Below are 24697 nucleotides of genomic sequence, written 5' to 3'. Positions count from 1 at the left end.
ATTTCTCCTTCGAAATGGCAGGTGGTTCGGGGGGTGGGGCCGGCCCGGTTGGGCCGGCCCCTCCGCGATCGCTACTGCTGGACCGTGAGGTTCAACAGAGTGGACGCGGCGGTGGTGTTCGCCGTGGCGGTGTGGGTGACGGTGAGCTTGTAGCTGCCCGCGGCGAGCTTGGGCAGCGTCACGACGACGTTCCCGTTCTCGTCGAGGGTGCCCGTGAGCATCGCGACGGTGGAGAGGTTCCTCTTCACCATCACGGTCACCTCGCCGGTGCCGGCGACGCCGGTGGCGGACTTCGCGCTGATCGAGACCTGCGCGCTGGCGCCGGGCTTGACCGGGTTCGGCGAGACGGTCGCGGTGAGCACCGAGGCGGCCTTCGAGACGATCAGACGGGCGGTGCCCTCCGACGCCGTGAAGGTGCCATCCGAGCCGTAGGTGGCGCGGAGGGTGTGTGTGCCGGCGCCGAGGGTCTGCGGGAGGGCGAAGGTCGCCTTCCCGTCCTTCAGCGCGGAGCGTCCGAGCTCGGTGGCGCCCTCGTACAGGACGACCTCTCCGCCGGGCGTTCCGCCCTCACCGGTGACGGTGACGGTCGCCTCTCCGGGTGCCCCGAAGCTCACGCGCGGAGCCGAGAGCGCCAAAGTCGTCGTGGAGGCGACAGTCGGGGCGTTTGCCGCGGCCAGGTCGATCGTGAACGACACCGTGCCGACGGTCGAGACGTTTCCGCCCGTGTCGGTGGCGCGGTACTGGATCGTCCGGGCGCCGTTCGTGGTGAACGGAACCGTGTACGCGCCGTTGGTGGCGCGGACCGTGGTCCACGTCGTGCCGTTGTCGGCGGAGTACTGGACGGTGGAGAGCGCTCCGTTGTCGGTCGCGGTGAGGCCGAGGGTCACGGGCTTGTTGTAGACGCCGCCGACTCCGGTGGGAGTTGCGGGGTCGAGCGTCGCCGCGACGGTCGGAGCCGTCTTGTCACCGGCGCCGACACCCTGGAAGGTGAGGGAGTCGAGCGACAGGCCGCTGGGCGAGGTCACGTAGAGCGACCCGGTGCCCTGGGGAGCGTTGGCGAAGGGGACGAGGACGTCCTTCCAGCCGGCTCCGGCGGGGATGGTCGCCGTGGCGAAGGGCGCTGCGTCAGCAGCGTTCCAGCGCAGATCGACCGTGCCTTCACCGGTGGCGCGGACCACGACGCCGGTCAGGTTGGCGACGTTCACCGGGTCCCAGCGCAGGAAGGATCCCGCACCGAGTCCGCTGACGGCGTTGCCGCCGCTGGCGGTGGTGTCCGCGTAGGGCAGGACGCCCTCCCGGGCGGCGTGCTCCGCCTCCTGCGTCTTCGGGTTCAGCCGCAGCGTCGCCTCGGCCGCGGCCGGGGGCAGTCCGTTGAAGCCGGCGTCCGTGTAGGTCACGACGACGGTGCCGTAGAGCAGCGCGCCGGGGCCGTGTTCGGGCGAGTCCTTCGAGGTGGGGAACGCTCCCGTGGCACCGGTGCCGGTGACCTCGGGGTGAGCGTGCTCGTCGTGGCCGAGGCCGTAGGTCCAGTTCACGCGGCTGCTGACGATCTGGTCGCCGTCTTCCGCGTCCTTACCGGTCACCCGGTAGGGGATCGCGTCGCCCCATGAGAAGAACGAGCCGTTGCCGGGCGTCTGGATCTGGATCTGCGGCGCCTGGTTGCCGACCGAGATGACCCGCGAGGTCAGGCTGAACTTGCCCTTGGCGTCGGTGACGCGCAGTCGGGCTGTGAACTGTCCGAGCTCGGTGTAGGTCTTCTTGGCCGTGACTCCCGTGGCGTCGAAGGTGCCGTCGCCGTCGAAGTCCCAGTCGTAGGTGAGTGCGTCACCCTCGGGATCGGTCGATCCCTTGGCGTCGAAGCTGACCTCGAGCGGCGTCTGGGACGCTGACAGCGGACTCGCCGTGAAACGCGCCTGCGGGGCCTTGTTGCCCTCGGCGTAATCGATCCGGTACAGGCCCGCGTCGGGGTTGGCGCGGAAGAATCCATCGCCGTACTCGAGCACATACATCGACCCGTCCGGGCCGAACTCCATGTCCATCGGGTTGTCGTGGATCGGCTGCGCGGCCTGACTGAGCGCCGCGTTGGGGAGGAAGTCCTCGATGTGCGTGACCGCGCGCTTCTCATCGAGCGTGAACGCCGCGATGTAGTCCTGCGAGAACTCGCCGAAGAAGGTCTTCTTGTCCCAGTAGGCCGGGAACTTCGACGTCGAACTGTTGTCCGCGTCGAAGTGGTAGACCGGTCCGCCCATCGGGCCCTGGCCGGTGCCGGTGCCGAAGGTGACGAGTTCGTCGAACGGCTGGTCACCCGGGTTGTCGCCGTAGTAGACGGTCGCCGCCTTGGCGTCCGGGATGTCGACGAGGCCGGTGTTCCAGCGCGAGTTGTTCTTCAGGTTCTCCGGGTCGAAGAAGCCGCGGGGCGTCGACGTCTCGAAGTTCCACTCGTTGTACGGCGCGTTGGGTCCGTGGACGTAGGGCCAGCCGGAGTTGTGCGGCTGGTCCAGTCCCGTGGCGTTCCACTCGACGAGGCCCATCGGGCCGCGGATGCCGTCGGCCGCAGCGGCCTTCGTGGCGTCGGGACCGTAGTCACCCCAGGAGAGAGTGTTCGTCTCGGCGTCCACATCGATCTTGAACGGGTTGCGGACACCCATCACGAAGATCTCGGGGCGGGTCTTCTCGGTTCCCACCGGGAAGAGGTTGCCCTCGGGAATCCGGTAGGACCCGTCGTCCTGCACGGCGATCCGGAGGATCTTGCCGCGGAGGTCGTTCGTGTTTCCGGCGCCGCGACGGGAGTCGAATCCCGGGTTCATCCGCGGCGCGTCGTTGTTCGGCGCGAAACCTGCGGCACCTGGCGCGCTCGCCGGAGTGTTGTCTCCGGTGGAGAGGTACAGGTTGCCATCGGCGTCCCAGTCGAAGTCGGCACCCACGTGGCAGCACTGCCCGCGCTGGGTCTCGACCTCGATGATCTTCTGCTCACTCGCCAGGTCCAGACCCGAGCCGGTCCACTTGAACCGCGAGAGGCGGTTGACGCCCTTCCACTGGTCCCAGTAGCTGTCGTCGGCACCCTCGGGGAGCATGTTGGGGGCGGCGCCGGTCGGCGTGTTCCCGGGAGGTGCGTAGACCAGGTAGATCCACTGGTTCTCGGCGAAATCGGGGTCGATGCCCACCGATTGCAGCCCGTCCTCAGAGTTCTGGTAGACGGGAATTGTGGCCACGACGCGCGTCGTGCCGGTCTTCGGATCGGTGTGGCGGATCTCGCCGTTCCGAGCGGTGTGCAGGACCGACTTATCCGGGAGGACGGCCAGGTCGAGGGGTTCGCCGACGTTCTTCGTCAGCAGAACCTTCTCGTAATTGCTCCAGTCGAGCGCGGACTCCGCGCCCGGCTCCGAGCCGTGGTCCACTCCGTCGTGGGCCGAGGCGGGCAGGCCGAGGGCGGTGAGTCCGGAGACCGTCACCAACCCGGCGATGCCGAGTGCGAGAAAACGCCTGATGCTTTTTCTCGAGGGTCGCTTACCATTCATGCGTGATGTGATTCCTTCAGTGAGGTGTTCATCGCAGAGGCCGGGTCCGTTGCTGTCCGCACGACGATGCGGATCCGGTCTCCTCCTGTCCGGCCCGTGGGCCGGCGTCTTGCACTCCCCCTCTCGCGGATGCCGATGGCGCGGCGGCCGGGATCGTCAGTGATCCGGGCGGCGCCGAGGTGGGGGTCGGCGCGAGATGGTTCCCGCGCCGACCCGGGCTGGTGGGGTCAGGACTCGAAGGCCGAGGGAAGGTACTCGGAGACGTTGTCCTTCGTGACGACCGGCGCAAAGAGCTGGATCTGGCGCGGGACGCCGAGCGAGCTGGTGTCGGCCATCGACTTGTTCTGCTCGACCAGGCGGGCGAGCTTGATGCCGTCCGCGGCCTGCGTCGAGGGGTAGACGACTGTGGCCTTGACCACGGAGTCGTCCGCCTCGATCGAGCGCATCACGTTGGCCGATCCGGCGCCGCCGACGAAGAGGAACTCGTCGCGTCCGGCGGTGTCGATCGCCGCGAGGACGCCCACACCCTGGTCGTCGTCGTGGTTCCAGATCGCGTCGATCTTCGGCGCCGCCTGGAGGAGGTTGGCCGCCGCCTGCTCTCCGCCCTGGACGGTGAAGTCCGCGGCAACGCGGTTGTCGACGTTCAGCCCGCAGCCCTCAAGTGCGTCCGAGAAGCCCTGGCTGCGCTCCTGGGTCAGCGGGAGGGAGTCGATGCCGGCGATCTCCGCGACTACGGCGCCGGGGTTGTCGCCCAGCTGCTCGCAGATGTAGGTGCCGGCGCTGACGCCCATGCCGTAGTTGTCGCCGAGGATCGTCGAGCGAGCGGCGAAGGGGCTGGAGAACTCGCGGTCGACATTGATCACGGTGATGCCCGCCTCCATCGCCTGGGTGGCGACCTGAGTGAGCGCTGCTCCGTCGATCGGCAGCAGCACGATTGCGTCGACGCCGTCGTTGATGAAGGTCTCGACCTGGCTGATCTGGAGGTTGACGTCGTTGGTGCCCTCCGCCGTGCGCAGCTCCACGTCGTCGTACTTCTCGGCCTCGGCGATGGCGGCGCGGCTGACGGCGCCCATCCAGCCGTGGTCGGCAGCGGGAGCGGTGAATCCGATGACGACGTTGTCGCCGGAGGCGTCGTTGTCGGAGGCGGCGACGGCCGCGGCGGTGCCGCCTGCGGCATTACCGGTCTCGACAGGGGCGTTGGAGATGCAGCCGGTGAGCATCAGCGCGACGGCGCCGAAGGCGATGCCGGCCGAGCCGAGTCGGGTGGTGCGGGTGAGTCGGCTGCGGGTGAAGGGGCGTGCGGGCATGGAAGTGATCTCCTTCGATCGATCCGAGGGGTCCGAGGGCACACGTGTCCTGCGGGGAAGTGACCTGAGTGGTCGGGTGGGGTGCTGGGTGTGGAGGAGCGGGGCCGGAGCCCCGGGGTCAGGACTTCCTGCCGCGCGCGGCGAACCGCTGCTGCAGCAGGACGGCGGCGACGATGATCGCGCCCTTCGCGACGGCCTGCGTCGAGGTCGACATGTTGTTCTGCGTGAAGACGTTGGTCAGGGTCGTGAAGATGAGGACGCCGAAGACGGTGCCGACGATGGTGCCGCGGCCGCCGGCCAGCAGCGTGCCGCCGACCACGACCGCTGCGATGGCGTCGAGCTCGTAGAGCAGGCCGTTGGTCGAGCTGCCCGCAGTCGTCCGGGCGAGCATCATGACGGCGGCGATGCCGGCGGTGAGCCCGGCGAGGCCGTAGACGTACATGGTGTGGCGGCGGACCTTGATGCCGGCGAGGCGGGCCGCCTCCGGGTTGCCGCCGACCGCGATGGTGCGTCGGCCGAAGGTGGTGCGGTTGAGCAGGATCCAGCCGGCGACGGCGACGACCACGAAGATGAGCACGAGCACTGGGATGCCGAGCACGTCAGCGCGGAAGAAGTCGAGGAACGGCGTGACGGTGACCACCTGAGTCTGTCGATTCGAGATCAGCTCGGCGAAGCCGCGCGCGGCGACCAGCATCGCCAGGGTCGCCATGAAGGCGACGACCCGGCCGTACGCGATCAGCGCACCGTTGATCAGCCCGCAGACGAGGCCGACGACGACCGCGGTGAGCACGATCACCAGCCAGGAGGTGTTCGCCGCGTAGTACTGCGTCGACACCGTGCTCGCCCAGACCGTCGCGAGCCCCATCACGGAGCCGACCGAGAGGTCGATTCCTCCGGAGGTGATGACGAAGGTCATTCCGATGCTCAGCACGCCGATCACGGCGGCGAGCCGGAGGATCGTGAGCACGTTGTCGACGCTGGCGAAGCGCTCCCCCGCGGTCGCGAATCCGACGATGCAGAGAATCACCAGCGCGAGCAGCAGGCCGACGTTGCGACCCAGCGAGCCCTGCATGATCCTGGCCAGCCCCGAGCGGGCGTCCTTGGACGGGGTCCCGCCCGAGGCGCCCCCCGCTGCGGCTGACGCGTGACGGGCGGCGTCCTCCTGCGGACCGCCGATCGACGGCGACGCGGTGTCGAGCTGTCCGCTCACGCTGCACTTCCTTCCATAACGAGATCGAGCACGCGGTGCTCGTCGATCGAATCGGCCGGGCCCTCGTGGACCACGGCGCCGTCGGAGATCACGAGGACACGGTCCGAGAGCCCGAGGACCTCGCCGATCTCGCTGGAGACCACGAGCACGGCGGCGCCGTTGGTCGCGAGATCCCTGATCAGGGTGTAGATCTCGGCCCGCGCGCCGACGTCGACTCCGCGGGTCGGCTCGTCGAGCAGGAGGACGCGGCAGCCGCGCACGAGCCAGCGGGCGAGGAGCGCCTTCTGCTGGTTGCCTCCGGAGAGGGTGCGGGCGTCGCGGTCGACCCCGGAGGGCCGCAGGTCGAGCGAGACCGCCTGCTCGGCCGCCGCTGCGCGCTCGGAGCGCTCGTCGAGGAAGCCGCGCTTGGCGAAGCGGTCGAAGGTCGAGAGGGTGATGTTGCGGTACACGGGCTCGTCCAGGAGCAGGCCCTGGCTCTTGCGCTCCTCCGGGCACAGGCCGATGCCGGCGTCCACGGCCGAGGTGACGGATCCGGCGCGCAGGCGCTTGCCCGCCACGCTGACCGTGCCGGTGCTCGCGCGGCGCGCGCCGTAGATGGTCTCGAGGATCTCGGAGCGGCCGGAGCCGACCAGACCCGCGAGGCCCACGACCTCGCCGGCGCGGATCTCGAGCGACACGTCCGAGAAGGAACCCTGCAGGCCCAGCTTCTCGACCTTCAGCAGCGTCTCGGCCTCGGTGTCCAGCTCCTGGCGATCGGGGAAGACGTATTCGACGGCACGGCCGGTCATCAGGGTGATGAGCTGCGCGGTCGGAGTGTCGGCGACGGCGAGGTTCTGCGCGACGGTGGCTCCGTCCTTGATCACGGTGATCCGGTCGCCGATGGCGCGGATCTCGTCGAGCCGGTGCGAGATGTAGACGATGGCGACCCCGGAGGCGGTCAGCTGACGGACCACGTGGAAGAGGTTCTCGACCTCCTCGGAGTCGAGCACGGCAGAGGGCTCGTCCATGATGATCACCCGCGCGTCGTGCGAGAGGGCCCTGGCCATCTGCACGATCTGCTTGCCGGCGGCGGAGAGGCTGCCGACCTCGCGGTTCGGCGAGATCTCCTTGTGGCCGAGTCGCTCCATCAGCTCGCGGGTGATCCTCGTCGCCGTGGCGCGGGCGGTGAAGCCGGCGCGGGAGAGTTCGTGGCCCAGGAAGATGTTCTCGGCGACCGAGAGGCCGTCGACCACGTCGAGCTCCTGGTACATCGTCGCGATGCCCAGGGCGAGGGCGGCTGTCGGGGACGGGATCGTAACAACGTTCCCGTCGACGAGGATCTCGCCCTCCGTGGGCTGGTGTGCCCCGGCAAGGGTCTTGATGAGGGTGGACTTGCCCGCGCCGTTCTGGCCGAGGAGGCAGTGCACTTCACCGGGTCGGACATCGAGGTCGACGCCGTCGAGAGCACGGGCGCCGGGGAAGACCTTCACGATGCCGCGCATCTGCAGAAGCAGCTGCTGAGACTCGTCGGACGGGCGGGGAAGAGGCTGTGCAGCAGGGCTGCGGGGGTCTGCGGTGACCATGCGGATGAAGCTACTTCCACTTACGTCGCGGGTCAAGCAAAAGTTCTGAACCGATTCGAAGGCGGTTCGGGCGATTGTCCAGTCACCTCGGCCGTCTTCTGCTTGCGCGTCAGGCCGGGGATCCGCAGGATTACGCGACATCTGACGGCGGGCCTTGAGACATCCCGTCCGCAAGAGAGCGCTCTCCAGACTCTCTGAACAATTCCGTGCTTGCGCAGCCCGGGCGCGTCGCGTCGCCATGCTCCGGACGCGCGACGTGTGCTCCCCTCACGAGTTCCGCCCGAGGTCCGCGACCGCCGCGAAAGTCCAAAAGTTGTCGCACTCGGCGCCGAGTGCGACAACTTTTGGACTTTCGACGGTCCAGAGGCGCGGGTGCGCTCGGCGTGGCTGGGCGCTGCCTCCGGCCGACCGCGGAGTGGCGCGTTCTGATCGGCTGGGCGCCGCCTGTCGTGGTCGATGACCTAATCTGCCGAGCAAAGCTCATGCAGCTGTCGTCAGCTTCGTGACAGAGCGGTCTTCGGGAGGGGCGGTAGCGGTGGTGGATCTGGGTGCGATCGAGGAGGACGTTCCGTTCGCGGCGGGGGTGGCGGAGTCGGTGGTGTCGGCGTTCACCGATGCGGCCGCTGTGGTGGAGGGGCAGTCGGGGGCGCGGGCGGGCTGGGCGGTGTCGGCGCTGGCGGAGTTCCGTGGCGGGTTCGCGGAGCTGTTCCGCCAGAACGCGCAGACCGCCGCGTCGGATGCGGCGGAGTTGGTGGCGCGGCTGCGTGAGGTGGCTGTGGCGGCGGGGCGCTTGCGGGACGAGGCTGCGAAAGAGCAGCAGCGGCGGGTGCTGGCCCGGGAGTGGAAGCGCGAGCAGGACTCCCGGAACCTGTTCGAGCAGGTCGGGGCGGCGCTGTTCGGTGAGGAGGATCCTCCGGTGGGGCCTGCGGCCGAGCAGGTGTCGATCCCCATCGAGCAGGGGGCGGTCGGGGCGCGGCAGACTCCGGCGCCGGGTGGCGGCGGGGTGGGGGGGGACGTCGTCTGCGCGGCCGGAGGATTTGCGGGCGTTCGCGGACGCCTCGTCGGCGGCGAATGACGAGCTGCGGGAGCGTCCTGGCCGGCTGCGGGGACTGTTGACGGATTTCGCGGACCAGTGCCGGTGGGGGGCGTTGGACGCGGACAGCGTGGTGACCGGGTTCCTCTCGTGGCTGGCGGCGAATGACCAGGACGTGGTGTGGGCGCGGAGCGTCGCGGAGGCGTTCGCGGCGGCGGGCGGGGAGGGAGTGGTGTCCACGCTCGCGGACAGTGCGCTGGCCCTCGCGCTGGGGTCGGCGGGGGTGGCGTTGTCGCGGGAGGACATCACGATCACGCCCGCGCAGGCGTATGGGGCGCCGCCGACGTCGGGGTTCGCGGATGATCCGGTGAACACGGGCACGGGGAACTTCCTCGAGACGGAGGTGGATCTGGGGTTTCCCGGCGGCGCGGGCTCGTTGCGGTGGGAGCGCACCTACAACTCCCTCGATGAGCGTGCGGGGGCGTTCGGGCCGGGCTGGTCCTCGGTGGCGCAGGTGCGGCTGCGCGTCGAGGACGACGGCGCGACCCTCGTGCTCCCGGATGGGCGGGAGGTGCTGTTCCCTCGGCAGGACGAGGGCTGGGACCGCGCCGTCGGCGAGAACCGGTGGCTGAGCCGCGAGAGCGGTCCGGAGGGCGACCGGCTCGTGGTGTCGGGGAACGACGGCTCCCGGTGGCTGTTCACGGCGGGCGGGCAGTGGCTGTCAGCGGCCAGCGGCCCGGGCACGCGGGTCGACGTCGCATACGACGAGGACGGTGCGCTGACGCGGCTGGTGCACGAGCGCGGCCGGTGGGTGGCTCTGGAGTGGTCGGGCGGGCGGATCGTTGTCGCGCACGCCTCCGACGGCCGCCGGGTGGAGTACGAGTACGACGCCGGCCGCCTCATCGCGGCAGCCGACCCGGGCGGGACGCGCCGGTACGGGTGGAACGCGGACGGTCTGATCGAGTCGGTGACCGACGCGGGCGGAGTCGTCGAGGTCCGCAACCGCTACGACGCGAAGCGGCGGGTGCTGGCGCAGACCTCGCCGTTCGGGCGCACCACCCGATACGCGTATCTGCCCGGCCGGGCGAGCGTCGTCTCGGACACGGACGGGTCCCGCTCGAACACCTGGATCTCGGACGCCCGGGGCCGCCTCGTGGGGATCATCGATCCGGCGGGGCGGCGGCAGTCGATGAGCTACGACGCCGCCGGGAACCTCCTCTCCGCGACCGGCCGGGACGGGACGGTCACCGCGCACGCCTACGACGCCCGCGGCCGGCTGGTGCGCACGAAGACCCCCTCCGGCGCGGACATCACCCGCGGCTACGACCAGTTCGACCGGGTGACGACCGTCGTCGCCGAGCAGGGCGGGATCACCCGCTACGAGTACGCGACCGACGAGGACCGCTCCCCGAGCGTCGTGATCGACCCGGAAGGCGGACGCACCCGGCTGACCTGGAACGCCGGGCTGCTGATCGAGGTCACCGACCCGGAAGGGGTGAGCGTCCGCCTCGGCTACGACCCGTTCGGCGACCTCGTCACCACGACCGACGCGGACGGGAACACCGCACGGCTACTACGCGATCAGGCGGGCCGTGTGGTCGCCGCAGTGTCCCCCTCCGGAGCGCGCACCGAGTACCGCTACACGCCGGCCGGTCTGCTCGCCTCCCACCGCGACCCGCTCGGCGCGACCTGGCGGTACACGTACGGGGCCGGCGGACGCCTCACCGCGATCGTCGATCCGCTCGGCGCGCGCACCATCATGGAGCACGGCGAACACGGCGCGGTGACCCGCACCATCGACCCCCTCGGCCGCGCGATCGCCCGGGAGTTCGATGACCTCGGGAACGTCTCCGCCGCGCTGCTGCCCGACGGGACATCGTGGCGGTTCGCGTACGACGCCCTCTCCCGCCTGACCGAGACCACCGACCCCGCCGGGCATCTCTGGCGCCGCGAGTACGACGCGGACGGCGCGCTCAGCGCCCTGATCGACCCGACCGGCTCGCGCACCACCGTCTTCACCGACCCGAACACCACCGCCGTCTCGGACTCCGCCGCCTCCTCCCGCACCCGCTTCGACCCCCTCGGCCGCCCCGTCGCCACCGAGGCGCACGACGGATCCACGGCCCTCACCGTCTACGACCGCTGCGGACGCCCCGTGGAACTCGTCGACGAAGAAGGCGGCCTCACCCGCCTGATCCGCGACGCCGCCGGCCGCATCACCGAACAGATCGCTCCCACCGGCGCCACCACCCGCTTCGAGTACGACCGGTGCGGACGCCTCGCGACCCTCACCGACCCCGCCGGCGCCGCAACGACGCTCGAGTACGACGCCGACGGGCGCCAGATCCGCTGGACCGGACCCACCGGCGAGACCGGCTGGAGCGAATACGACGCCGCCGGCCGCGTCACCGCCCGCCACACCCCCGGCCGCGGCACCGCCCGCTACCGCTACGACCCCCTCGGCCGCGTCGTCTGGTCCCGCGACTCCTGGCACGGCACCCGCCGGTTCCGCTACGACCCCGCCGGACAACTCATCGAAGCCGTCAACGGCGTCGGCGGCGTCACCCGCTACGAGTACGACGACCGCGGCCGCAACACCGTCATCGTCGACCCCCTCGGCGGCATCACCCGGCGCACCTTCGACGCCGCCGACCACGCCATCGCCGCCACCGACCCCCTCGGCCGCAGCACCACCGCCGGCTACGACCCCGCCGGCCGCCAACTCTGGCAGCAAGACCCCGACGGGCACCGCCTCTCCTGGACCTACGACACCGCCGGCCGCGAAACCAGCCTCACCGCCGACGGACGCCTGCTCTCCGAAACCCGCCGCGACCTCCCCGCCCGCCAAGCGGTCATCACCGACCACACCGGCCCCGGCGCCCCCATCGAACACACGCTCACCTGGAACCGCCGCAACCAGCTCCTCCGCCGCACCCGCGACGGCCAGGGCCTGGCCTGGGAATACGACGCCGACGGCCACCGCACCGCCGTCGCCGGCCCCGACGGCACCCGCACCCGCTACGAACGCGACAGCACCGGCAGAGTCACCGCGATCGAGCACCCACGCCTGGGCCGCGCGAGCTTCGAGTACGACGCCGCGGGGCACCTGATCGCCTCCACCGCCGGAGGGATCGCTCAGACCTGGCGGCACCGCGACGGCTTCATCACGGAGCACAGCACCGAGACGGGAGCGGGCACCGGGACGGCCCTAACCCGCGTGACCCGGGACGAGGACGGCCGCATCACCCGCCTCGACGCACCCACCGGCGGCGTCGACTACCGCTACGACAACGCCCAGCAACTCCTCGAGACCCGCACCGACGCCGGCACCTCGACGTTCGAGTACGACACCGGCGGACGCCTCACCCGCGAAACCCACCCCGACGGCCGCACCAGCACCCACGACTACGACGCCGCCGGCCAACTCCTCGCCACCACCCGCGAGGACGGCACCCGCATCGAATACCTCTACGACGGCCTCGGCCGCCGCACCCGCGTCACCGACAGCGACGGCCACCACCGCTCCTACGCCTGGAGTGCCACCGGCTGGCTCGACGCCGTCACCGACGGAACGTCCACCACCACCCTGCACGTCGACACCCTCGGCGAACTCGCCAGCATCAACGGCATCGACACCTGGTGGGACACCGCGTCGTACGCGCCCGCGCTGCTCGCCGTGGGCGACACCCCCATCCTCGCCACCCCGGGAGGCGTCACCGGCATCGGCGACACCTGGACCGGCGCCGGGTGGCGAGCCGACCGCCCAACAAGCGCCGACGACCCCTGGGGCACAGCCGCACCCGACACGCTCCCACCCGGCATCACCCTACCCGCCGGCATCGGCCTAACCGGGAGCGGCGGCCTCTCCATCGCAGGCCTGGAATGGCTCGGACACCGCGCCTACGACCCGGCGTCCCGGGGCTTCCTCACCGTGGACCCCCTCGACGCGATCACCGGTGCAGGCTGGTCAGGAAACCCCTACTCCTACGCCGGGAACGACCCCCTCCACGCGATGGATCCCACGGGGCTGCGGCCAGTGACAGACGCGGACCTGCGCGCCTACCGCGACGGGAACAACGGCGCCTTCGCCGCCGCCAGCGACTGGTGGTCGAACAACTGGGAATACGTCGCCGCAGGCGCCCTCGTCGCGATCGGCGTCGCCCTCATGTTCACCGGCGTGGGCACCCTCGCCGGCGCAGCTCTCGTCGGGGCCGCATCTGGAGCCTTCCTCGCCGGCGGCATCTCCGTCGCGACCCAGAAAGCCACCACCGGGAGCGTCGACTGGGGCCAAGTCGGCATCGACTCCGCCGTCGGCGCGCTCGGCGGCGCCGCTGGAGGAGCAGCCACCGCCGCCGCCAGACAAGCAGGCGCCGGCGTCTTCAAAGCCGAGATGATCGGCGCCCTCGCCGACAGCAACGTCAGCACAACCGCCGACTACCTCACCAGCCCCGGACCCCACACCACCGACAACCTCCTCGCCGCCAGCGCAGGAGGACTCGCCGCCGGCGGCCTCGGAGGCGCCGCCGGCCGACGCCTCGACAAAACAGCGGACAAACTACTCGACGAAATACCCGCAGTACCACGACTCCCGCAAGACATGAACGTAAGCCCGAAACCGCCACTAGTAAAGGACCCTTTGGGGCGGACGGTGGGGAAGAACGCGAACCAGAACGCCGAGGTCGGGGACCTCGTGGACCGGCTCAAGAAAACCGACGGCGTAGAGGATATTCGAGTTGATCAGCAACAAGTCAATGCACACGGTGAGCGCGTCGGCATTAATCGGCCGGACGTACAGTACACAGAGGCTTATGCAAAATACGATTGATCGAGATGGATTTGCGCGTGTCGGTCACGAATAACACCGGCTAATCCGCTTTGATTGAAGAGCAGCCTTTAACAGAAACTCTTCGCAAAGGAACCAGCCGGTGCGCACACAGTCTACTACGGGAATGACGGCCGAGCACTACGCGATCCTCGCCGAACGGATCGAGAACGAGTTCATGTGGCGTCGGCGGCGAGGACGTCCGCGCAGACTTTCCCTCGAGGGAGCATTGCGGGTCACTCTTCTCTATTATCGCCAGAATGTGACCGAGCAGTTGATCGCTGATGTGGTCGGTGTCAGTCAGTCGACCGTGTCGCGAACGATCGCGTCGGTTGAGGCGATGCTCAATGTCGTGATAGACGACGAGCAACCGGACGTCGAGGCCGCGCTCCGCGGGACAACGGCCGTCATCGACGGCACGCTCCTGCCGTGCTGGTCCTGGTCGGACGCGCCAGAGCTGTACTCCGGGAAACACATGACCACGGGGCACAACTGCCAGGTCCTCGCCGATCTCTCCGGTCGGTTGATCCACATTTCGGATCCGATCGCGGGCAAGCATCACGATGCCCACGCGTTTCGAGAAACCGGGTTGGCCGACACCGTTAACCTCTCGAACACGCTGGCCGACAAAGGCTATCAAGGCACCGGAATGGTCACACCAATAAAGAAGAGGCCAAGCGAAGAACATCTGCCAAATTACGCCAAACACCACAATCGCTTCGTGAACACCCACCGCTACGTGATCGAGAGAACAATTGCTAGCATCAAGACCTGGCGGATATTCCACACCGACTACCGGCGGCCACTGCGCACCTTCCGAGATGCCTTCAACGCCGTCCGCGGACTCATCTTTTTCACTCGGCAAAAAACCAATTTTGCATAAGCCTCAATATCCGACAAGAGAGAAAGCGATCCGCGACGTGACACGGTACATCGAACTGCGTTACAATCAACAACGACTTCACTCGGGGCTTGACTATCGGACCCCGAACGAAGCCGAGCAGGCATGGATCACCGAGAACCTCGCCGCGTAGACAACTATTCAACTGGTCCAGGAAACGTTGGGCAGCTCAAGACCGGCTATCGCGGACGTCTTACAGAACTTCCCAACCTCATTCGCACCGTCACCCGCCTCGAACTTTACCGACTCGGCTGGTAAATGCTTATGAATAACGCTCGAAGTGAAGGACTACCGTCATGCCGACGCAAGGGGGGTGCACCCAACGGAACTGGCCACCATCGTTGCGAAGAAGGTCACCGCAACTCTTGCTGGCCTATCCGCGGCGACCCGGAAAGCCGAGAACATGCATGAGAAGACGCTGGCTATCCGCTCTGTACAAGCGCCTGCTGTGAAGATCGTTCTTCACTGCGAGGACCGCGCCGTTCCGATTATCGATCCGTCAGACTTGCTGATTAAGCTACGGCAGCGTCTCGGTCCAATCGCCGATGTCGTGACTGTTGGGGCGTCCAAAAACACACGGGGGGGAATGGACGGTGCTCATGCCGTCGCTCGCGTAACACGCGCTTGCGGGCTTTATCTTGGCGTGTGCTTAGACCACCCTGAGCGAAGCTCTGCATCCGCGCAGGGCCAAGCGACTCCGTACTCTGAGGAGATGCGCAGCAACCCACCTCAGGCTGATCACAGACGGCACCTCGTCGCCGGCGTCGAGCTGCGCACGGTCGATGTCGGTCCGCCGGGCGCGACGGCGGTGTTCGTCCTGATCCACGGGATCGGGATGTCGCACCACACCTTCTCGCCGCTCGCCGCCGTGCTCAAGCGGTACGGCCGCGTGATCGGCGTCGACCTCGCCGGGTTCGGCGCCAACCGGCGTCCACGGCGCAGGGTGGGCCTTATGGAGCATGCGGAGCAGGTCGAGCAGGCACTGCGCGGCTTGAGTGTCTCGCGCGCCATCGTCGTGGGGCACTCGATGGGGTCGCAGGTGGCCGTCGAGCTCGGGCTGCGTACACCCGGGCTGGTCGAGGCAGCGGTGCTGATCGGGCCGGTGGTCGATCCGGAGCGGCCGGGAGCCGTCCGGCAGGGGCTGGCCCTGCTGCGCGACTGCCTCGGCGAGCCAGTGGGCGTGGACGCGATCCTGCTGGCCGACTACCTGCGCGGCGGTGTCCGCTGGTACCTGCGTCAGCTCCCCGAGATGCTGCGGTACCCGATGCAGGAGCGGCTCGCCGAGCTGGAGGTGCCGGTGCTCGTCGCGCGCGGCCGCGACGATCCGATCGCCACCCGTGACTGGTGCGAGCGCCTGGCCGCTCACGCGCGCGCGGGACGGCTCGTTGAATTCGTCGGCTCCCGCCACGTCGTTCCTCGCACGGAGCCCGACGCACTTGCGCGGGAGATCCTCCGCTTCGCTGCCGCCCTCGGCGAGACACCCGTCTCCCCGCTCACGCTGCGCGCGGAGCCGGCCGCATGAGCCGCCTCCGGCGCCTGCTGCGCAACGCCGTCTGGTGGATCCGCGACTACGCCTACGCCGTCGCCTGGCAGGCGCGCGGCGTCCTCTCGCGCCGTGCCCCTGATGACTACCTGGACGGTGATCGGCGACCGATCGTGGTCCTCCCGGGGATCTGGGAGACCTGGTCGTTCCTGCGCCCGATCATCGACCCGCTGCACGAGCGCGGGCATCCGCTGCACGTGCTGACGGGCCTCGGCCGCAACGGCCGCCCGGTTGCCCGCACCGCGGAGGACGTGGCCACCTACCTCGCCGAGCACCACCTCCGCGACGTGGTGATCGTCGCGCACAGCAAGGGCGGGCTCGTCGGAAAGTACGTGATGACCGAGCTCGATCCCGAGGGGCGGGTCGATCGGATGGTGGCGGTGTCGACTCCGTTCGGCGGCTCCCGTTATGCGCCCTACCTCGTGCTGCGCAGCCTGCGCGCATTCTCGCCGCGCAACGCCACGACCCTCCTGCTCTCGAGTCGCGCCGGTGCGAACGCGCGGATCACCTCGGTCTTCGGGCTCTTCGATCCGCACATTCCCGAGGGCAGCATGCTCGAGGGCGCGGTCAACGTGCGGATCGAGACCGGCGGGCACTTCCGCATCCTGAGCGATCTCGAGACGCTCGCCGCGGTCGTCACGGCGGTGTCCGCGGAGGAGCGCTCCTCCGCGGACCCCGCGGGACGAGACCCCTCGGGACGAGACCCCTCGGGACGAGACACCGCCGGACGAGACCCCGCAGGACGAGACACCGCCGGACGAGACCCCTCGGGTTGAGACACCGCCCGACGCCGTAGCAACCCCCGCCGCCGCCGCGGAACCCCCTGGTGCCCGCGGGCAGCGGGGCGGAGCGTGGAGCCATGCCCGCCCCTGCCACCGGCCCGACCGAGCTCCTCCTCGTCCGACACGGCGAGAGCCTCGCCAACATCGCGGCGAGCGCCGCTGAGGCCTCGGGAGCGCACGAGATCGCCGTCGATCGCCGTGACCCCGACGTCGAACTCTCCCCCGCGGGCGAGGAGCAGGCGCGTGCGCTCGGCCGCTGGCTGGCGGACGAGGCACGCCCCGCCTCCGCCTGGACCTCGCCCTACCGCCGAGCCGCCACCACCGCCCGCCTCGCCCTCGCCGAGGCCGGCATCGACCTGCCCCTCCGCGCCGACGAGCGCCTGCGCGACCGCGACCTCGGCGTCACCGACCGCCTCACGACAGCAGGAGTGCGGGCCCGGTTGCCGGAAGAGGCCGCGCGCCGCGACTGGCTCGGCAAGTTCTACTACCGGCCCGCGGGCGGTGAGGCCTGGACCGACCTCGCGCTCCGCGCCCGCGCGTTCCTCGACCACCTCGACGCCGCCGCTGCGCCCGGACCGGCCGTCGTCTTCTGTCACGACGCCGTCGTCCTCGTGCTCCGCTACGTCTGTGAGGGCCTGTCGGAGTACGAGCTGCTCGACATCGGCGCCTCCACTCCGGTCGCCAACGGATCCGTCACCCGCCTCATCCGCGAGGGCGAGGAGTGGCGGCTCGCGCTCTTCAACCGCACCGACCACCTCGAGCGCTCCGGCGCCCCCGTCACCCGGCACGACGACCGCGCCGCCGGAGAAGGAGACCCCCGTGAGTGACCTCGTCTCCCGCGCCCTGCTCGAGCAGCGCTGGCCCCTCCCCGAGCCCGGCGGGTCGAAGCACTCCCGAGGCGACGTTGTCGTGGTCGGCGGTGCCCGCAAGACGCCCGGAGCCGCGATCCTCGCGGGGATCGCCGCGTTGCGGACCGGAGCGGGGCGGATCACGCTCTGCGTCGCCGAGTCGGTCGCGTCGGCCACCGCGGTCGCGCTGCCCGAGTGCGGAGTGGTTCCACTCGCCGAGACGCGCACCGGTTCCGTCGCCGGGCGCGGCCTCGACGTCCTCGCCGGCGAGCTCGCCTCGGCGGACGTCGCCCTGATCGGTCCTGGCCTCGACGATCCGCGTGCGACCGCCGCGACCCTGCGCGCCCTCGCACCACTGCTCGACGACGTCCCCGCCGTCCACCTCGACGCCTTCCCGCTGGGCGTCCTGCCCGGCCAGCGCCGCACCGCACGGCGACTCGCCGGCCGGCTCCTGCTTACTCCGAACACGGAGGAGGCGTCGCGCCTGCTCGGCGCCGAGGTCGAGGACGTGGAGCGCGCTGCCGTCGCCGTCGCCGAACGCTACGGAGCGGTCGTGAGCCTGTTCAACACGATTGCCTCACCGGACGGCGACGCGGTGCGCATCGAGGGCACGCACCCCGGTCTGGCGACCGCCGGCAGTGGTGACGTGCTCGCAGGAGCGACGGCGGGTCTGCGCGGGCGCGGCGTCGACCCGATGGGCGCGGCGGCCTGGGGAGCATTCCTGCACACGCAGGCGGACACCCGGCTCTCCCTGCGAATCGGGCCCACCGGCTACCTCGCGAGCGAGATCCCGGGCGAGTTCCCGCGCGTACTCGCGGGCTGATACGCGCCTGCGCGCTCGTCAGCGCGGGACGTCGGCCACAGAGAACGCCACACCCGACGTGATCAGGATCGACGTCTCCCGAGGCTCGCCCTCGCCCTGGTTGACGGTGATCCAGCGCGAGGCCGACCCGTCCAGAGCCCGATCGATACTCTCGCGGACCTCCGCCGCCGTCGTCTCACTCAGACTGAACGGCGCTCCTCCGTACATGATCTCGACACGCCTCACAGCAGACTTTCCTCGCTCGGCCGAGGGGTGCCGTGGGGTTCCTCGCTGATACGCAGACCGTGTGCGGTGTGCGAGTCGGTCAGGAGCTGGCGGATCCAGTCCGGGTTGATGTTCGGCGCCCGACCGCCGTGGTACTTGAAGCGGAGCGGAATCGCCGGGTGCAGCCAGATCGAGGTCCGGCCGTCGCCGACCGCCTGGGAGTCCTTCCAGGAGAAGTAGAACGACTCATTGCGCGCGAGCTTCGAGCCGATCACGATCTGCAGGTGCGCCAGCAGTCGGTCATCGAAGTCGACCTCGAGGGTCGAATCGTAGATCAGTCGCCCCATCAGGCGGTTCTCCGTTCAGAAAGTCACCCGTCCGCGGAGGAGCGAGCGGAGTCGTGGGTGTCGATCCTACCGGCACTGAGCCTGCTCGCCACGCGTCGTCCTCGCTTCCGGGGCGAGGATCGAGTGCACTGCGGTGTCGCGCCAGGATCCGTCGGCCCGCCGCTGGTCGTGGCGGAGCACTCCCTCGAACAGGGCACCGAGGCGGAGGATCACCGCGCGCGGGCGGGCGTTGGCCGTATCGGCCTGCACCTTCACCCGCTCTTAGCCGCTGTCGAAGGAGAGCCCAAGCACGAGCCGCTTCGCCTCCGGGTTCACGGCGGAGCTCCACACGTCGGGCGCGGAGGCGGTCCAACCGAGGTGGGCCGCCTCGCGTCTTTGGTCGACGTCGGCGAGCGAGGTTGTGCCGACCCAGCGGGAGGGCGCCCCTCGCCGCGGGATTGTCCGTGGCGTGACGGGCTGCGCGGGCCCTCAGGCCACGGCGAGAGCGGCCACCGGCGACACCTTCGTCGCGCGACGGGCGGGGAGCACGGCCGAGACGACCGTGATCACGACGCCCACCACGAGCACGGCCACCAAAATCGGCACCGGGATGGTCGGCGGGATCAACCCGATGCCCGGCAGCGAGCCGAACACCGAGATCGCGCCGCACCAGCCGTAGACGATGCCGAGCACGATGCCGAGCATCGCCGCCGCGACAATCATCTGCGCCGCCTCGAGGACCACCATGACGCGCACCTGCGAACCAGTGAAGCCGAGCGCGCGGAGCAGGCCCAGCTCACGCTGGCGCTGCAGCACGCTGAGCGAGAGCGTGTTGACCATCCCGACGGCGGCCAGGACGACCGAGAAGCCCAGCAGGACGCTCATCACCGCAGTGCTCACCTGGATGAACTGCTCGAACGCGACGATCACGTCGGGGTTCGTCTCACCCGACCGCTGCATGATCGAGCTGAAGGTGGCGGCGGCGACCGCGAACATCGTGACCAGGGATACCCCGATCACCAGTCCGATGACGGCGCGGGCGCTGCGCGCGGGATGGCGGACGGCATTGGCGGAGGCGAGGCGCGCGACGGGGCCGTTTCCGAAGATTCGGCCGACGAGGGCCGTCAGCGGAGGAAGCAGGACCGGCGCCCCGAGGATCACCCCGGAGAACGACGCCATACCTCCGACGAGCCCGAGCAGCACGCCGCCGGGGTTGGTGAGCCCAACGACCACCCCGCCGGCCAGGAGTAGCGCGCCGCCGACGACGAAGACGATCGCCGTGACGTTGCGGGCGCTGCGGCCACGCAGCTCCTCATAGCGGGGTTCCGCGGAGGAGCCCGCGGCCTGGGACGGCGCCACCACGAGCACGCGGCGCGACCCGGACCACGAGGCGATGACCGTCGAGGCGACCACGGCGATCAGCGGCAGCAGCAGGCCGGGCGAAACGAGCGGGTAGTCGAAGCGGGGCAAAGCGCCGCTCCGGATCGCGAGTTCCGCGGCGAGCGCCACGAGAGCGACACCGGCGACCAGGCCGATCGCAGCGCCGAGGAACCCCTGCACGAGGCCCGTGCGGACGATCCCGCCACGCAGTGACTGGCCGGAGGCGCCGAGCAGGCGCAGCAGGGCGATCTCGCGGGTGCGCCCGGCGATGACGGTCGAGACGGCATTGGCCGTGACGATCCCGCCCACGAACACCGCGATACCGAAGAAGACGGCGCCGACCATCCCGAGCATGGCGGCGACCTGGCCGATGCTGTCGACCCCGGCCGCGGCGAAGGCCGCGACCATATCGGCGATGACCTGCACCAGCACGGTGCCGAACGCCGCGGCGAGTGCGGCGACGGTGACGATGGCGCCTCCGCCCTGGTGCGAGCCCGTACGCACGCTGCTCACGCGGCGCCCTCCATCGTGAGCATCGCGATCGAGACCTCCTCCGCGCTCATCCCGCGGCGGTCGTCGACGACGGCCCCGTCGCGGAGGAAGACGATGCGGTCGGCGTAGGCCGCCGCGATCGGGTCGTGGGTGACCATCGCGATGGACTGGCCGTACTCGCGCGTGGACGCGCGCAGCAGGGTGAGAACTTCGCGGCCGGTGCGGGAGTCGAGATTGCCGGTGGGCTCGTCGGCGAAGATCAGCTGCGGCCGAGTGGCCAGCGCCCGTGCGATCGCGACCCGCTGCTGCTGGCCGCCCGAGAGCTCGTGCGGCCGGTGCCGGAGGCGCTCGCGGAGCCCGAGGGACTCGATCAGCCGGTTCATCCACTCCTCCTCGGCGCCCGTGACAGCGCGGCCGTCGAGCTCGAACGGAAGGCGGATGTTGCCGCGGACGTCGAGGGTCGGCACGAGGTTGAAGGCCTGGAAGACGAAACCGACACTGCGGCGGCGCAGGACGGTGAGCTCGGCGTCGCTCATGGAGGTGATTTCCGCATCGCCGAGGACCACGCGGCCGGAGGAAGCCGTGTCGAGTCCGGCGAGCACGTGCATGAGCGTCGACTTGCCGGATCCGCTCGGACCCATCACCGCGGTGAACTCGCCGCGCTGGATCGAGAGGGTGACGTCGTCGAGGGCGACAACGGGCGGGGTGCTGCCGTAGAGCTTGCGCACGCCCTCGACGCGCGCTACGACGGAGGAGGTCTGGTTCTGCATGTCCTCGACGCTACGGAGCCGCTCCTGTCGCCGGCGTCGTCCGCCGGGGCCCGCACCGTCATCCCAGCGACGGACCCGGAGTGGTCCGCCGGCCTCCCGGATCAGCGGGCTCGGAGCCCCGAGCGGCGCAGCGAGAGGGCTGCGAGTGCGGCGGTGGCGTCGGGGTCTCCGCGGCGCCAGCCGGTCACCGCCTCCGGGTGCGCGGCGAGGATCTCGCGTGGCGACGCCTGGGTGAGCGCACGCAGGGCCAGCAACTCGGAGCCGGCCACGGTCGAGCCGAGCGCCCGCAACTGCGCGGTGCGGCGGACGAAGCGCAGTCGCGGCCGGAGCCACAGCAGGGCGAGGAGCAGGACCGGAAGACCGCCGACGGCGAGCCCCGCGACCACGGCCAGCGTGCTCGCAAGCTGCTGCTGGTCGCGGCCGGCGGCCGCCAGTACGGAGCCGGCGCCGCTCGCCTCGTCGAAGGGAGCACGCACAGCGTCGCCCAGGAGGGGGATGCCGCCCAGAGTGGTCCCCGCATCGCTCATCGTCGAGCCGAAGCCGCTGCCGGCGCTCTCGAGCCGGCGGCCGATCTCGGCGAGTCCGGCGATCAGCGAGCCGACCGCGATCCCCGCGGCAATCGCGACGACGGCGACTCCGAGTGCGAGGGCGTCTGCCACGATCTGCCGCGCGCGGACGGTTGGGAGGTCGGCGTAGATCTGCATGCGCCGATTATCCGGCGCTCGGCGGGGTGGTTCTGTTCACAACGCAGGAAGGATCGGATGGGACGCGGACTGATCCGCTGGACTGCCTCGCCTCCAGCCCGATCGTCCTGAGTTGTGAACACGATCGCCCGTCTCGGAGGACCGAACGTCCCTCCACAAGCACCGCGGGCGGTCCGGCCGTCGTGGTTGTGGCCATCGCCCCCTCCTCGGGCAGGCCTCAGGCGCCAGGCTCGCAGAATGGATTTCGACACCGAGTTGTCCCTGCGCGACGGCGTCGCCTCGCGATCGCAGCTGCTCGCGGCAGGTGCTACTGGCCGAGACCTCACGGCGGCGGTCAGCGACGGACGCCTCCTCCGCGGCCGGCGCGGCTGGTACGCCTCGCCGCGTCTCCCGCCGGAGGCCCTCGCCGCTTTCCGTCTCGGTGGTCGCCTCGCGGCAACCGACGCGGCACGCTCGCACGGCCTCTGGGTCCTGCGCTCGCCCGAGCTCCACGTACACGTCGGGCCGCACGCCGCCCGGCTCACCGCACCGCGCGGCGTCCGACTGCACTGGGATCCGATGCATCCCGCGGACGAGGTGCTCCGCGTCTCCCCGATCCACGCGCTGCTCCAGCTCGGCCGGACCGTCGGCGACGAAGACCTGCTGGTCGCGCTCGAGTCCGCACTCGAGAAGCGGATCCTCGGTTCCGATGACCTCGCCGAGCTGCGCGCCGCCTGCCCGCACCGACTGCAGGCGCTTCTCGTGTTCGCCCGCGACGACTCCCAGAGCGGCGTGGAGACCCTCGCCCGGTGGCGCCTGCACCTGATCGGCGTCACCGCCCGGGCGCAGGTGTACATCCCCGGCGTCGGGCGCGTCGACCTCGTGATCGGCCACAGCCTCATCGTCGAGCTCGACGGCCGATCGACGCACGACTTCGAGAACGATCGCCGCCGTGATCTGCACGCCTCGATCGACGGCTACGTCACCCTGCGGTTCTCCGCGTCTCAGGTGCTCACCTGCTGGCCCGACGTGGAGCGGGCGATCCTTGCCGCGATCGCGCGCGGCCTGCACCTGCTCTGAACGGCTCAGAGCAGCGCGTCAGAGCAGATCGTGCAGCACGACGACCTGCTCGCGCTCCGGGCCGACCCCGATCGCCGAGAACCGGGCGCCACTCATCGCCTCGAGGGCGCGGACGTAGTCCTGCGCCGTCTGCGGCAGGTCCGAGAAGTCGCGGCACCCGGAGATGTCCTCCTGCCAGCCGGGGAACTCCTCATAGATCGGCTTCGCGTGGTGGAAGTCGCTCTGCGAGACGGGGACCTCGTCGTGGCGGACGCCGTCGACGTCGTAGGCGACACAGACGGGGATTCTCTCCAGGCCCGAGAGCACGTCGAGCTTGGTGAGCACGAAGTCGGTGACCCCGTTGATTCGAGCGGAGTAGCGGGCGATGGGCGCGTCGTACCAGCCGCAGCGGCGCGGGCGGCCGGTGGTAGTGCCGAACTCGAACCCCTGCTTGCGGAGGTACTCGCCCCACTCGTCGAAGAGCTCGGTCGGGAACGGGCCGGCTCCGACGCGGGTCGTGTAGGCCTTGATCACGGCGATGACCCGGTCGATGCGGTTCGGCGCGACTCCGGAGCCGGTGGCCGCGCCGCCCGAGGTGGCGTTGGAGGAGGTGACGAACGGGTAGGTGCCGTGGTCGACGTCGAGCATCGTGGCCTGGCCGGCCTCGAACAGCACGGTCTTGCCCGCGTCGAGGGCCTGCGCGAGCACGAGGGACGTGTCGGCGACCATCGGGCGCAGGCGCTCGGTGTACTGCAGCAGATCCTCGAGCACCTGCTCGACCAGGATCGCGCGGCGGTTGTAGACCTTCACTAGCAGGTGGTTCTTCTGGTCGAGGGCGCCCTCGACCTTCTGGCGGAGGATGTTCTCGTCGAAGAGGTCCTGGATGCGGATGCCGACGCGGTTGATCTTGTCGGCATAGGCCGGGCCGATGCCTCGACCGGTCGTGCCGATCTGGCGTTTTCCGAGGAAGCGCTCCGTGACCTTGTCGAGGGTGCGGTGATAGCTGGTGATGACGTGGGCGTTGGCGCTGACGAGCAGCTTCGATACGTCGACGCCGCGGGCGCTCAGCGCCTCGAGCTCGTGGAACAGCACCTCGATGTCGACGACGACGCCGTTCGCGATGACGGGCACGACGCCCGGGGTGAGGATCCCGGAGGGAAGCAGATGCAGAGCGTACTTCTCGTCGCCCACGACGACCGTGTGCCCGGCGTTGTTGCCACCGTTGAACTTGACGACGTAGTCGACGCGGCTGCCGAGGAGGTCGGTGGCTCGTCCCTTGCCCTCATCGCCCCACTGGGCGCCGGTGATGACGATTGCTGGCATGGCGTGTCCTTCTCGACGGGAGGGGCGTACGGATGGGCGGGCTCGGCGCGGAAGTCGTGCCGCGTCCGCGCGACCAGCCGCTCGATTCTAGCGGAGGGGCGCAGTGGGCGG

20 protein-coding genes are annotated in these 24697 nt (G+C 70.0%); 9 read left to right on the top strand and 11 right to left on the bottom strand.

Features of this window, described 5'->3' with window-relative positions; translation table 11 throughout:
* Window positions 1-71: 71 nt before the first annotated feature.
* From A6122_RS01155 to A6122_RS01140, 4 genes are all read right to left on the bottom strand, one after another.
* Complete coding sequence (locus A6122_RS01155) at window positions 72-3518, bottom strand: PQQ-dependent sugar dehydrogenase (RefSeq protein WP_104261856.1); 3447 nt, start codon at window positions 3516-3518, stop codon at window positions 72-74.
* Between the two features lie 227 nt (window positions 3519-3745).
* Window positions 3746-4825 carry a substrate-binding domain-containing protein gene (locus A6122_RS01150; protein WP_068256797.1) on the bottom strand — a complete coding sequence of 360 codons (1080 nt, stop codon included), beginning with the start codon at window positions 4823-4825 and terminating at the stop codon, window positions 3746-3748.
* A gap of 118 nt (window positions 4826-4943) precedes the next feature.
* Window positions 4944-5897, bottom strand: coding sequence for an ABC transporter permease (locus A6122_RS01145; RefSeq protein WP_068256795.1), 954 nt, complete (start codon window positions 5895-5897; stop codon window positions 4944-4946).
* 134 nt (window positions 5898-6031) lie between these two features.
* Window positions 6032-7516, bottom strand: a complete 1485-nt coding sequence (locus A6122_RS01140; protein WP_208855058.1) for a sugar ABC transporter ATP-binding protein — start codon at window positions 7514-7516, stop codon at window positions 6032-6034.
* Window positions 7517-8132: 616 nt separating this feature from the next.
* On the opposite strand from A6122_RS01140, the gene A6122_RS01135 reads away from it, so the two are divergent.
* The 8 genes from A6122_RS01135 (at window position 8133) to A6122_RS01105 (ending at window position 18349) form a co-directional block, all read left to right on the top strand.
* The gene (locus A6122_RS01135) at window positions 8133-8672 is read left to right on the top strand and encodes a hypothetical protein (RefSeq protein WP_068250593.1); all 540 of its coding nucleotides are present in this window, start codon (window positions 8133-8135) and stop codon (window positions 8670-8672) included.
* Between the two features lie 73 nt (window positions 8673-8745).
* Window positions 8746-13455, top strand: coding sequence for a DUF6531 domain-containing protein (locus tag A6122_RS01130; protein WP_146085051.1), 4710 nt, complete (start codon window positions 8746-8748; stop codon window positions 13453-13455).
* A gap of 124 nt (window positions 13456-13579) precedes the next feature.
* Window positions 13580-14335, top strand: coding sequence for a transposase family protein (locus A6122_RS01125; protein WP_084415693.1), 756 nt, complete (start codon window positions 13580-13582; stop codon window positions 14333-14335).
* A gap of 123 nt (window positions 14336-14458) precedes the next feature.
* Window positions 14459-14611 (top strand): hypothetical protein, encoded by a 153-nt coding sequence (locus A6122_RS17070; RefSeq protein WP_208855039.1) that lies wholly within the window; start codon window positions 14459-14461, stop codon window positions 14609-14611.
* Window positions 14612-15065: 454 nt separating this feature from the next.
* Window positions 15066-15875 carry an alpha/beta fold hydrolase gene (locus tag A6122_RS01120; RefSeq protein WP_068250587.1) on the top strand — a complete coding sequence of 270 codons (810 nt, stop codon included), beginning with the start codon at window positions 15066-15068 and terminating at the stop codon, window positions 15873-15875.
* Window positions 15872-16672, top strand: coding sequence for an esterase/lipase family protein (locus A6122_RS01115; protein WP_068250584.1), 801 nt, complete (start codon window positions 15872-15874; stop codon window positions 16670-16672). Before A6122_RS01120 ends, A6122_RS01115 begins: the two co-directional genes overlap by 4 nt.
* 83 nt (window positions 16673-16755) lie before the next feature.
* On the top strand, window positions 16756-17505 hold the full coding sequence (locus tag A6122_RS01110; RefSeq protein ID WP_068250583.1) for a histidine phosphatase family protein: 750 nt from the start codon (window positions 16756-16758) through the stop codon (window positions 17503-17505).
* The gene (locus tag A6122_RS01105) at window positions 17498-18349 is read left to right on the top strand and encodes an ADP-dependent NAD(P)H-hydrate dehydratase (protein ID WP_068250582.1); all 852 of its coding nucleotides are present in this window, start codon (window positions 17498-17500) and stop codon (window positions 18347-18349) included. Before A6122_RS01110 ends, A6122_RS01105 begins: the two co-directional genes overlap by 8 nt.
* An 18-nt stretch (window positions 18350-18367) precedes the next feature.
* On the opposite strand, the gene A6122_RS01100 is transcribed toward A6122_RS01105, so the two are convergent.
* The 6 genes from A6122_RS01100 to A6122_RS01075 all read right to left on the bottom strand — a co-directional run bounded on the left by A6122_RS01100 (window position 18368) and on the right by A6122_RS01075 (window position 22225).
* Entirely contained in the window at window positions 18368-18574 is a 207-nt protein-coding gene (locus A6122_RS01100) for a hypothetical protein (RefSeq protein WP_068250580.1), read from the bottom strand.
* Window positions 18571-18900 (bottom strand): DUF7882 family protein, encoded by a 330-nt coding sequence (locus tag A6122_RS01095; RefSeq protein ID WP_068250575.1) that lies wholly within the window; start codon window positions 18898-18900, stop codon window positions 18571-18573. Before A6122_RS01095 ends, A6122_RS01100 begins: the two co-directional genes overlap by 4 nt.
* A gap of 66 nt (window positions 18901-18966) precedes the next feature.
* A complete protein-coding gene (locus A6122_RS17065) occupies window positions 18967-19149 on the bottom strand; it encodes a GNAT family N-acetyltransferase (RefSeq protein ID WP_208855038.1) in 183 nt (60 codons plus the stop codon).
* A gap of 219 nt (window positions 19150-19368) precedes the next feature.
* Window positions 19369-20772 carry an ABC transporter permease gene (locus A6122_RS01085; protein ID WP_068250569.1) on the bottom strand — a complete coding sequence of 468 codons (1404 nt, stop codon included), beginning with the start codon at window positions 20770-20772 and terminating at the stop codon, window positions 19369-19371.
* The gene (locus A6122_RS01080) at window positions 20769-21521 is read right to left on the bottom strand and encodes an ABC transporter ATP-binding protein (RefSeq protein ID WP_068250566.1); all 753 of its coding nucleotides are present in this window, start codon (window positions 21519-21521) and stop codon (window positions 20769-20771) included. The genes A6122_RS01085 and A6122_RS01080 overlap by 4 nt, the downstream gene beginning before the upstream one ends.
* 101 nt (window positions 21522-21622) lie before the next feature.
* Window positions 21623-22225, bottom strand: a complete 603-nt coding sequence (locus tag A6122_RS01075) for a hypothetical protein (RefSeq protein ID WP_068250563.1) — start codon at window positions 22223-22225, stop codon at window positions 21623-21625.
* 237 nt (window positions 22226-22462) lie between these two features.
* Here A6122_RS01075 and A6122_RS01070 point away from each other — a divergent pair, with 237 nt between their 5' ends.
* A complete protein-coding gene (locus tag A6122_RS01070; protein WP_068250560.1) occupies window positions 22463-23284 on the top strand; it encodes an endonuclease domain-containing protein in 822 nt (273 codons plus the stop codon).
* 18 nt (window positions 23285-23302) lie between these two features.
* On the opposite strand, the gene A6122_RS01065 is transcribed toward A6122_RS01070, so the two are convergent.
* Window positions 23303-24586: an adenylosuccinate synthase gene (locus A6122_RS01065; protein ID WP_068250558.1), complete on the bottom strand. Its 1284-nt coding sequence runs from the start codon at window positions 24584-24586 to the stop codon at window positions 23303-23305.
* Between the last annotated feature and the right edge of the window lie 111 nt (window positions 24587-24697).

It is taken from the genome of Rathayibacter tritici (assembly GCF_001641005.1).
GTDB classification, from domain to species: domain Bacteria; phylum Actinomycetota; class Actinomycetes; order Actinomycetales; family Microbacteriaceae; genus Rathayibacter; species Rathayibacter tritici.
This window is presented reverse-complemented; position numbering and strand designations above follow the sequence as displayed.

Coding starts and splice junctions, on each gene's coding strand:
- A6122_RS01095 (WP_068250575.1), bottom strand. CDS start 18,900: ATGGGGCGACTGATCTACGATTCGACCCTCGAGGTCGACTTCGATGAC.
- A6122_RS01110 (WP_068250583.1), top strand. CDS start 16,756: ATGCCCGCCCCTGCCACCGGCCCGACCGAGCTCCTCCTCGTCCGACAC.
- A6122_RS01140 (WP_208855058.1), bottom strand. CDS start 7,516: ATGCGCGGCATCGTGAAGGTCTTCCCCGGCGCCCGTGCTCTCGACGGC.
- A6122_RS01120 (WP_068250587.1), top strand. CDS start 15,066: ATGCGCAGCAACCCACCTCAGGCTGATCACAGACGGCACCTCGTCGCC.
- A6122_RS01065 (WP_068250558.1), bottom strand. CDS start 24,586: ATGCCAGCAATCGTCATCACCGGCGCCCAGTGGGGCGATGAGGGCAAG.
- A6122_RS01150 (WP_068256797.1), bottom strand. CDS start 4,825: ATGCCCGCACGCCCCTTCACCCGCAGCCGACTCACCCGCACCACCCGA.
- A6122_RS01155 (WP_104261856.1), bottom strand. CDS start 3,518: ATGAATGGTAAGCGACCCTCGAGAAAAAGCATCAGGCGTTTTCTCGCA.
- A6122_RS01080 (WP_068250566.1), bottom strand. CDS start 21,521: ATGCAGAACCAGACCTCCTCCGTCGTAGCGCGCGTCGAGGGCGTGCGC.
- A6122_RS01075 (WP_068250563.1), bottom strand. CDS start 22,225: ATGCAGATCTACGCCGACCTCCCAACCGTCCGCGCGCGGCAGATCGTG.
- A6122_RS01070 (WP_068250560.1), top strand. CDS start 22,463: ATGGATTTCGACACCGAGTTGTCCCTGCGCGACGGCGTCGCCTCGCGA.
- A6122_RS01125 (WP_084415693.1), top strand. CDS start 13,580: ATGACGGCCGAGCACTACGCGATCCTCGCCGAACGGATCGAGAACGAG.
- A6122_RS01145 (WP_068256795.1), bottom strand. CDS start 5,897: ATGCAGGGCTCGCTGGGTCGCAACGTCGGCCTGCTGCTCGCGCTGGTG.
- A6122_RS17070 (WP_208855039.1), top strand. CDS start 14,459: ATGGATCACCGAGAACCTCGCCGCGTAGACAACTATTCAACTGGTCCA.
- A6122_RS01115 (WP_068250584.1), top strand. CDS start 15,872: ATGAGCCGCCTCCGGCGCCTGCTGCGCAACGCCGTCTGGTGGATCCGC.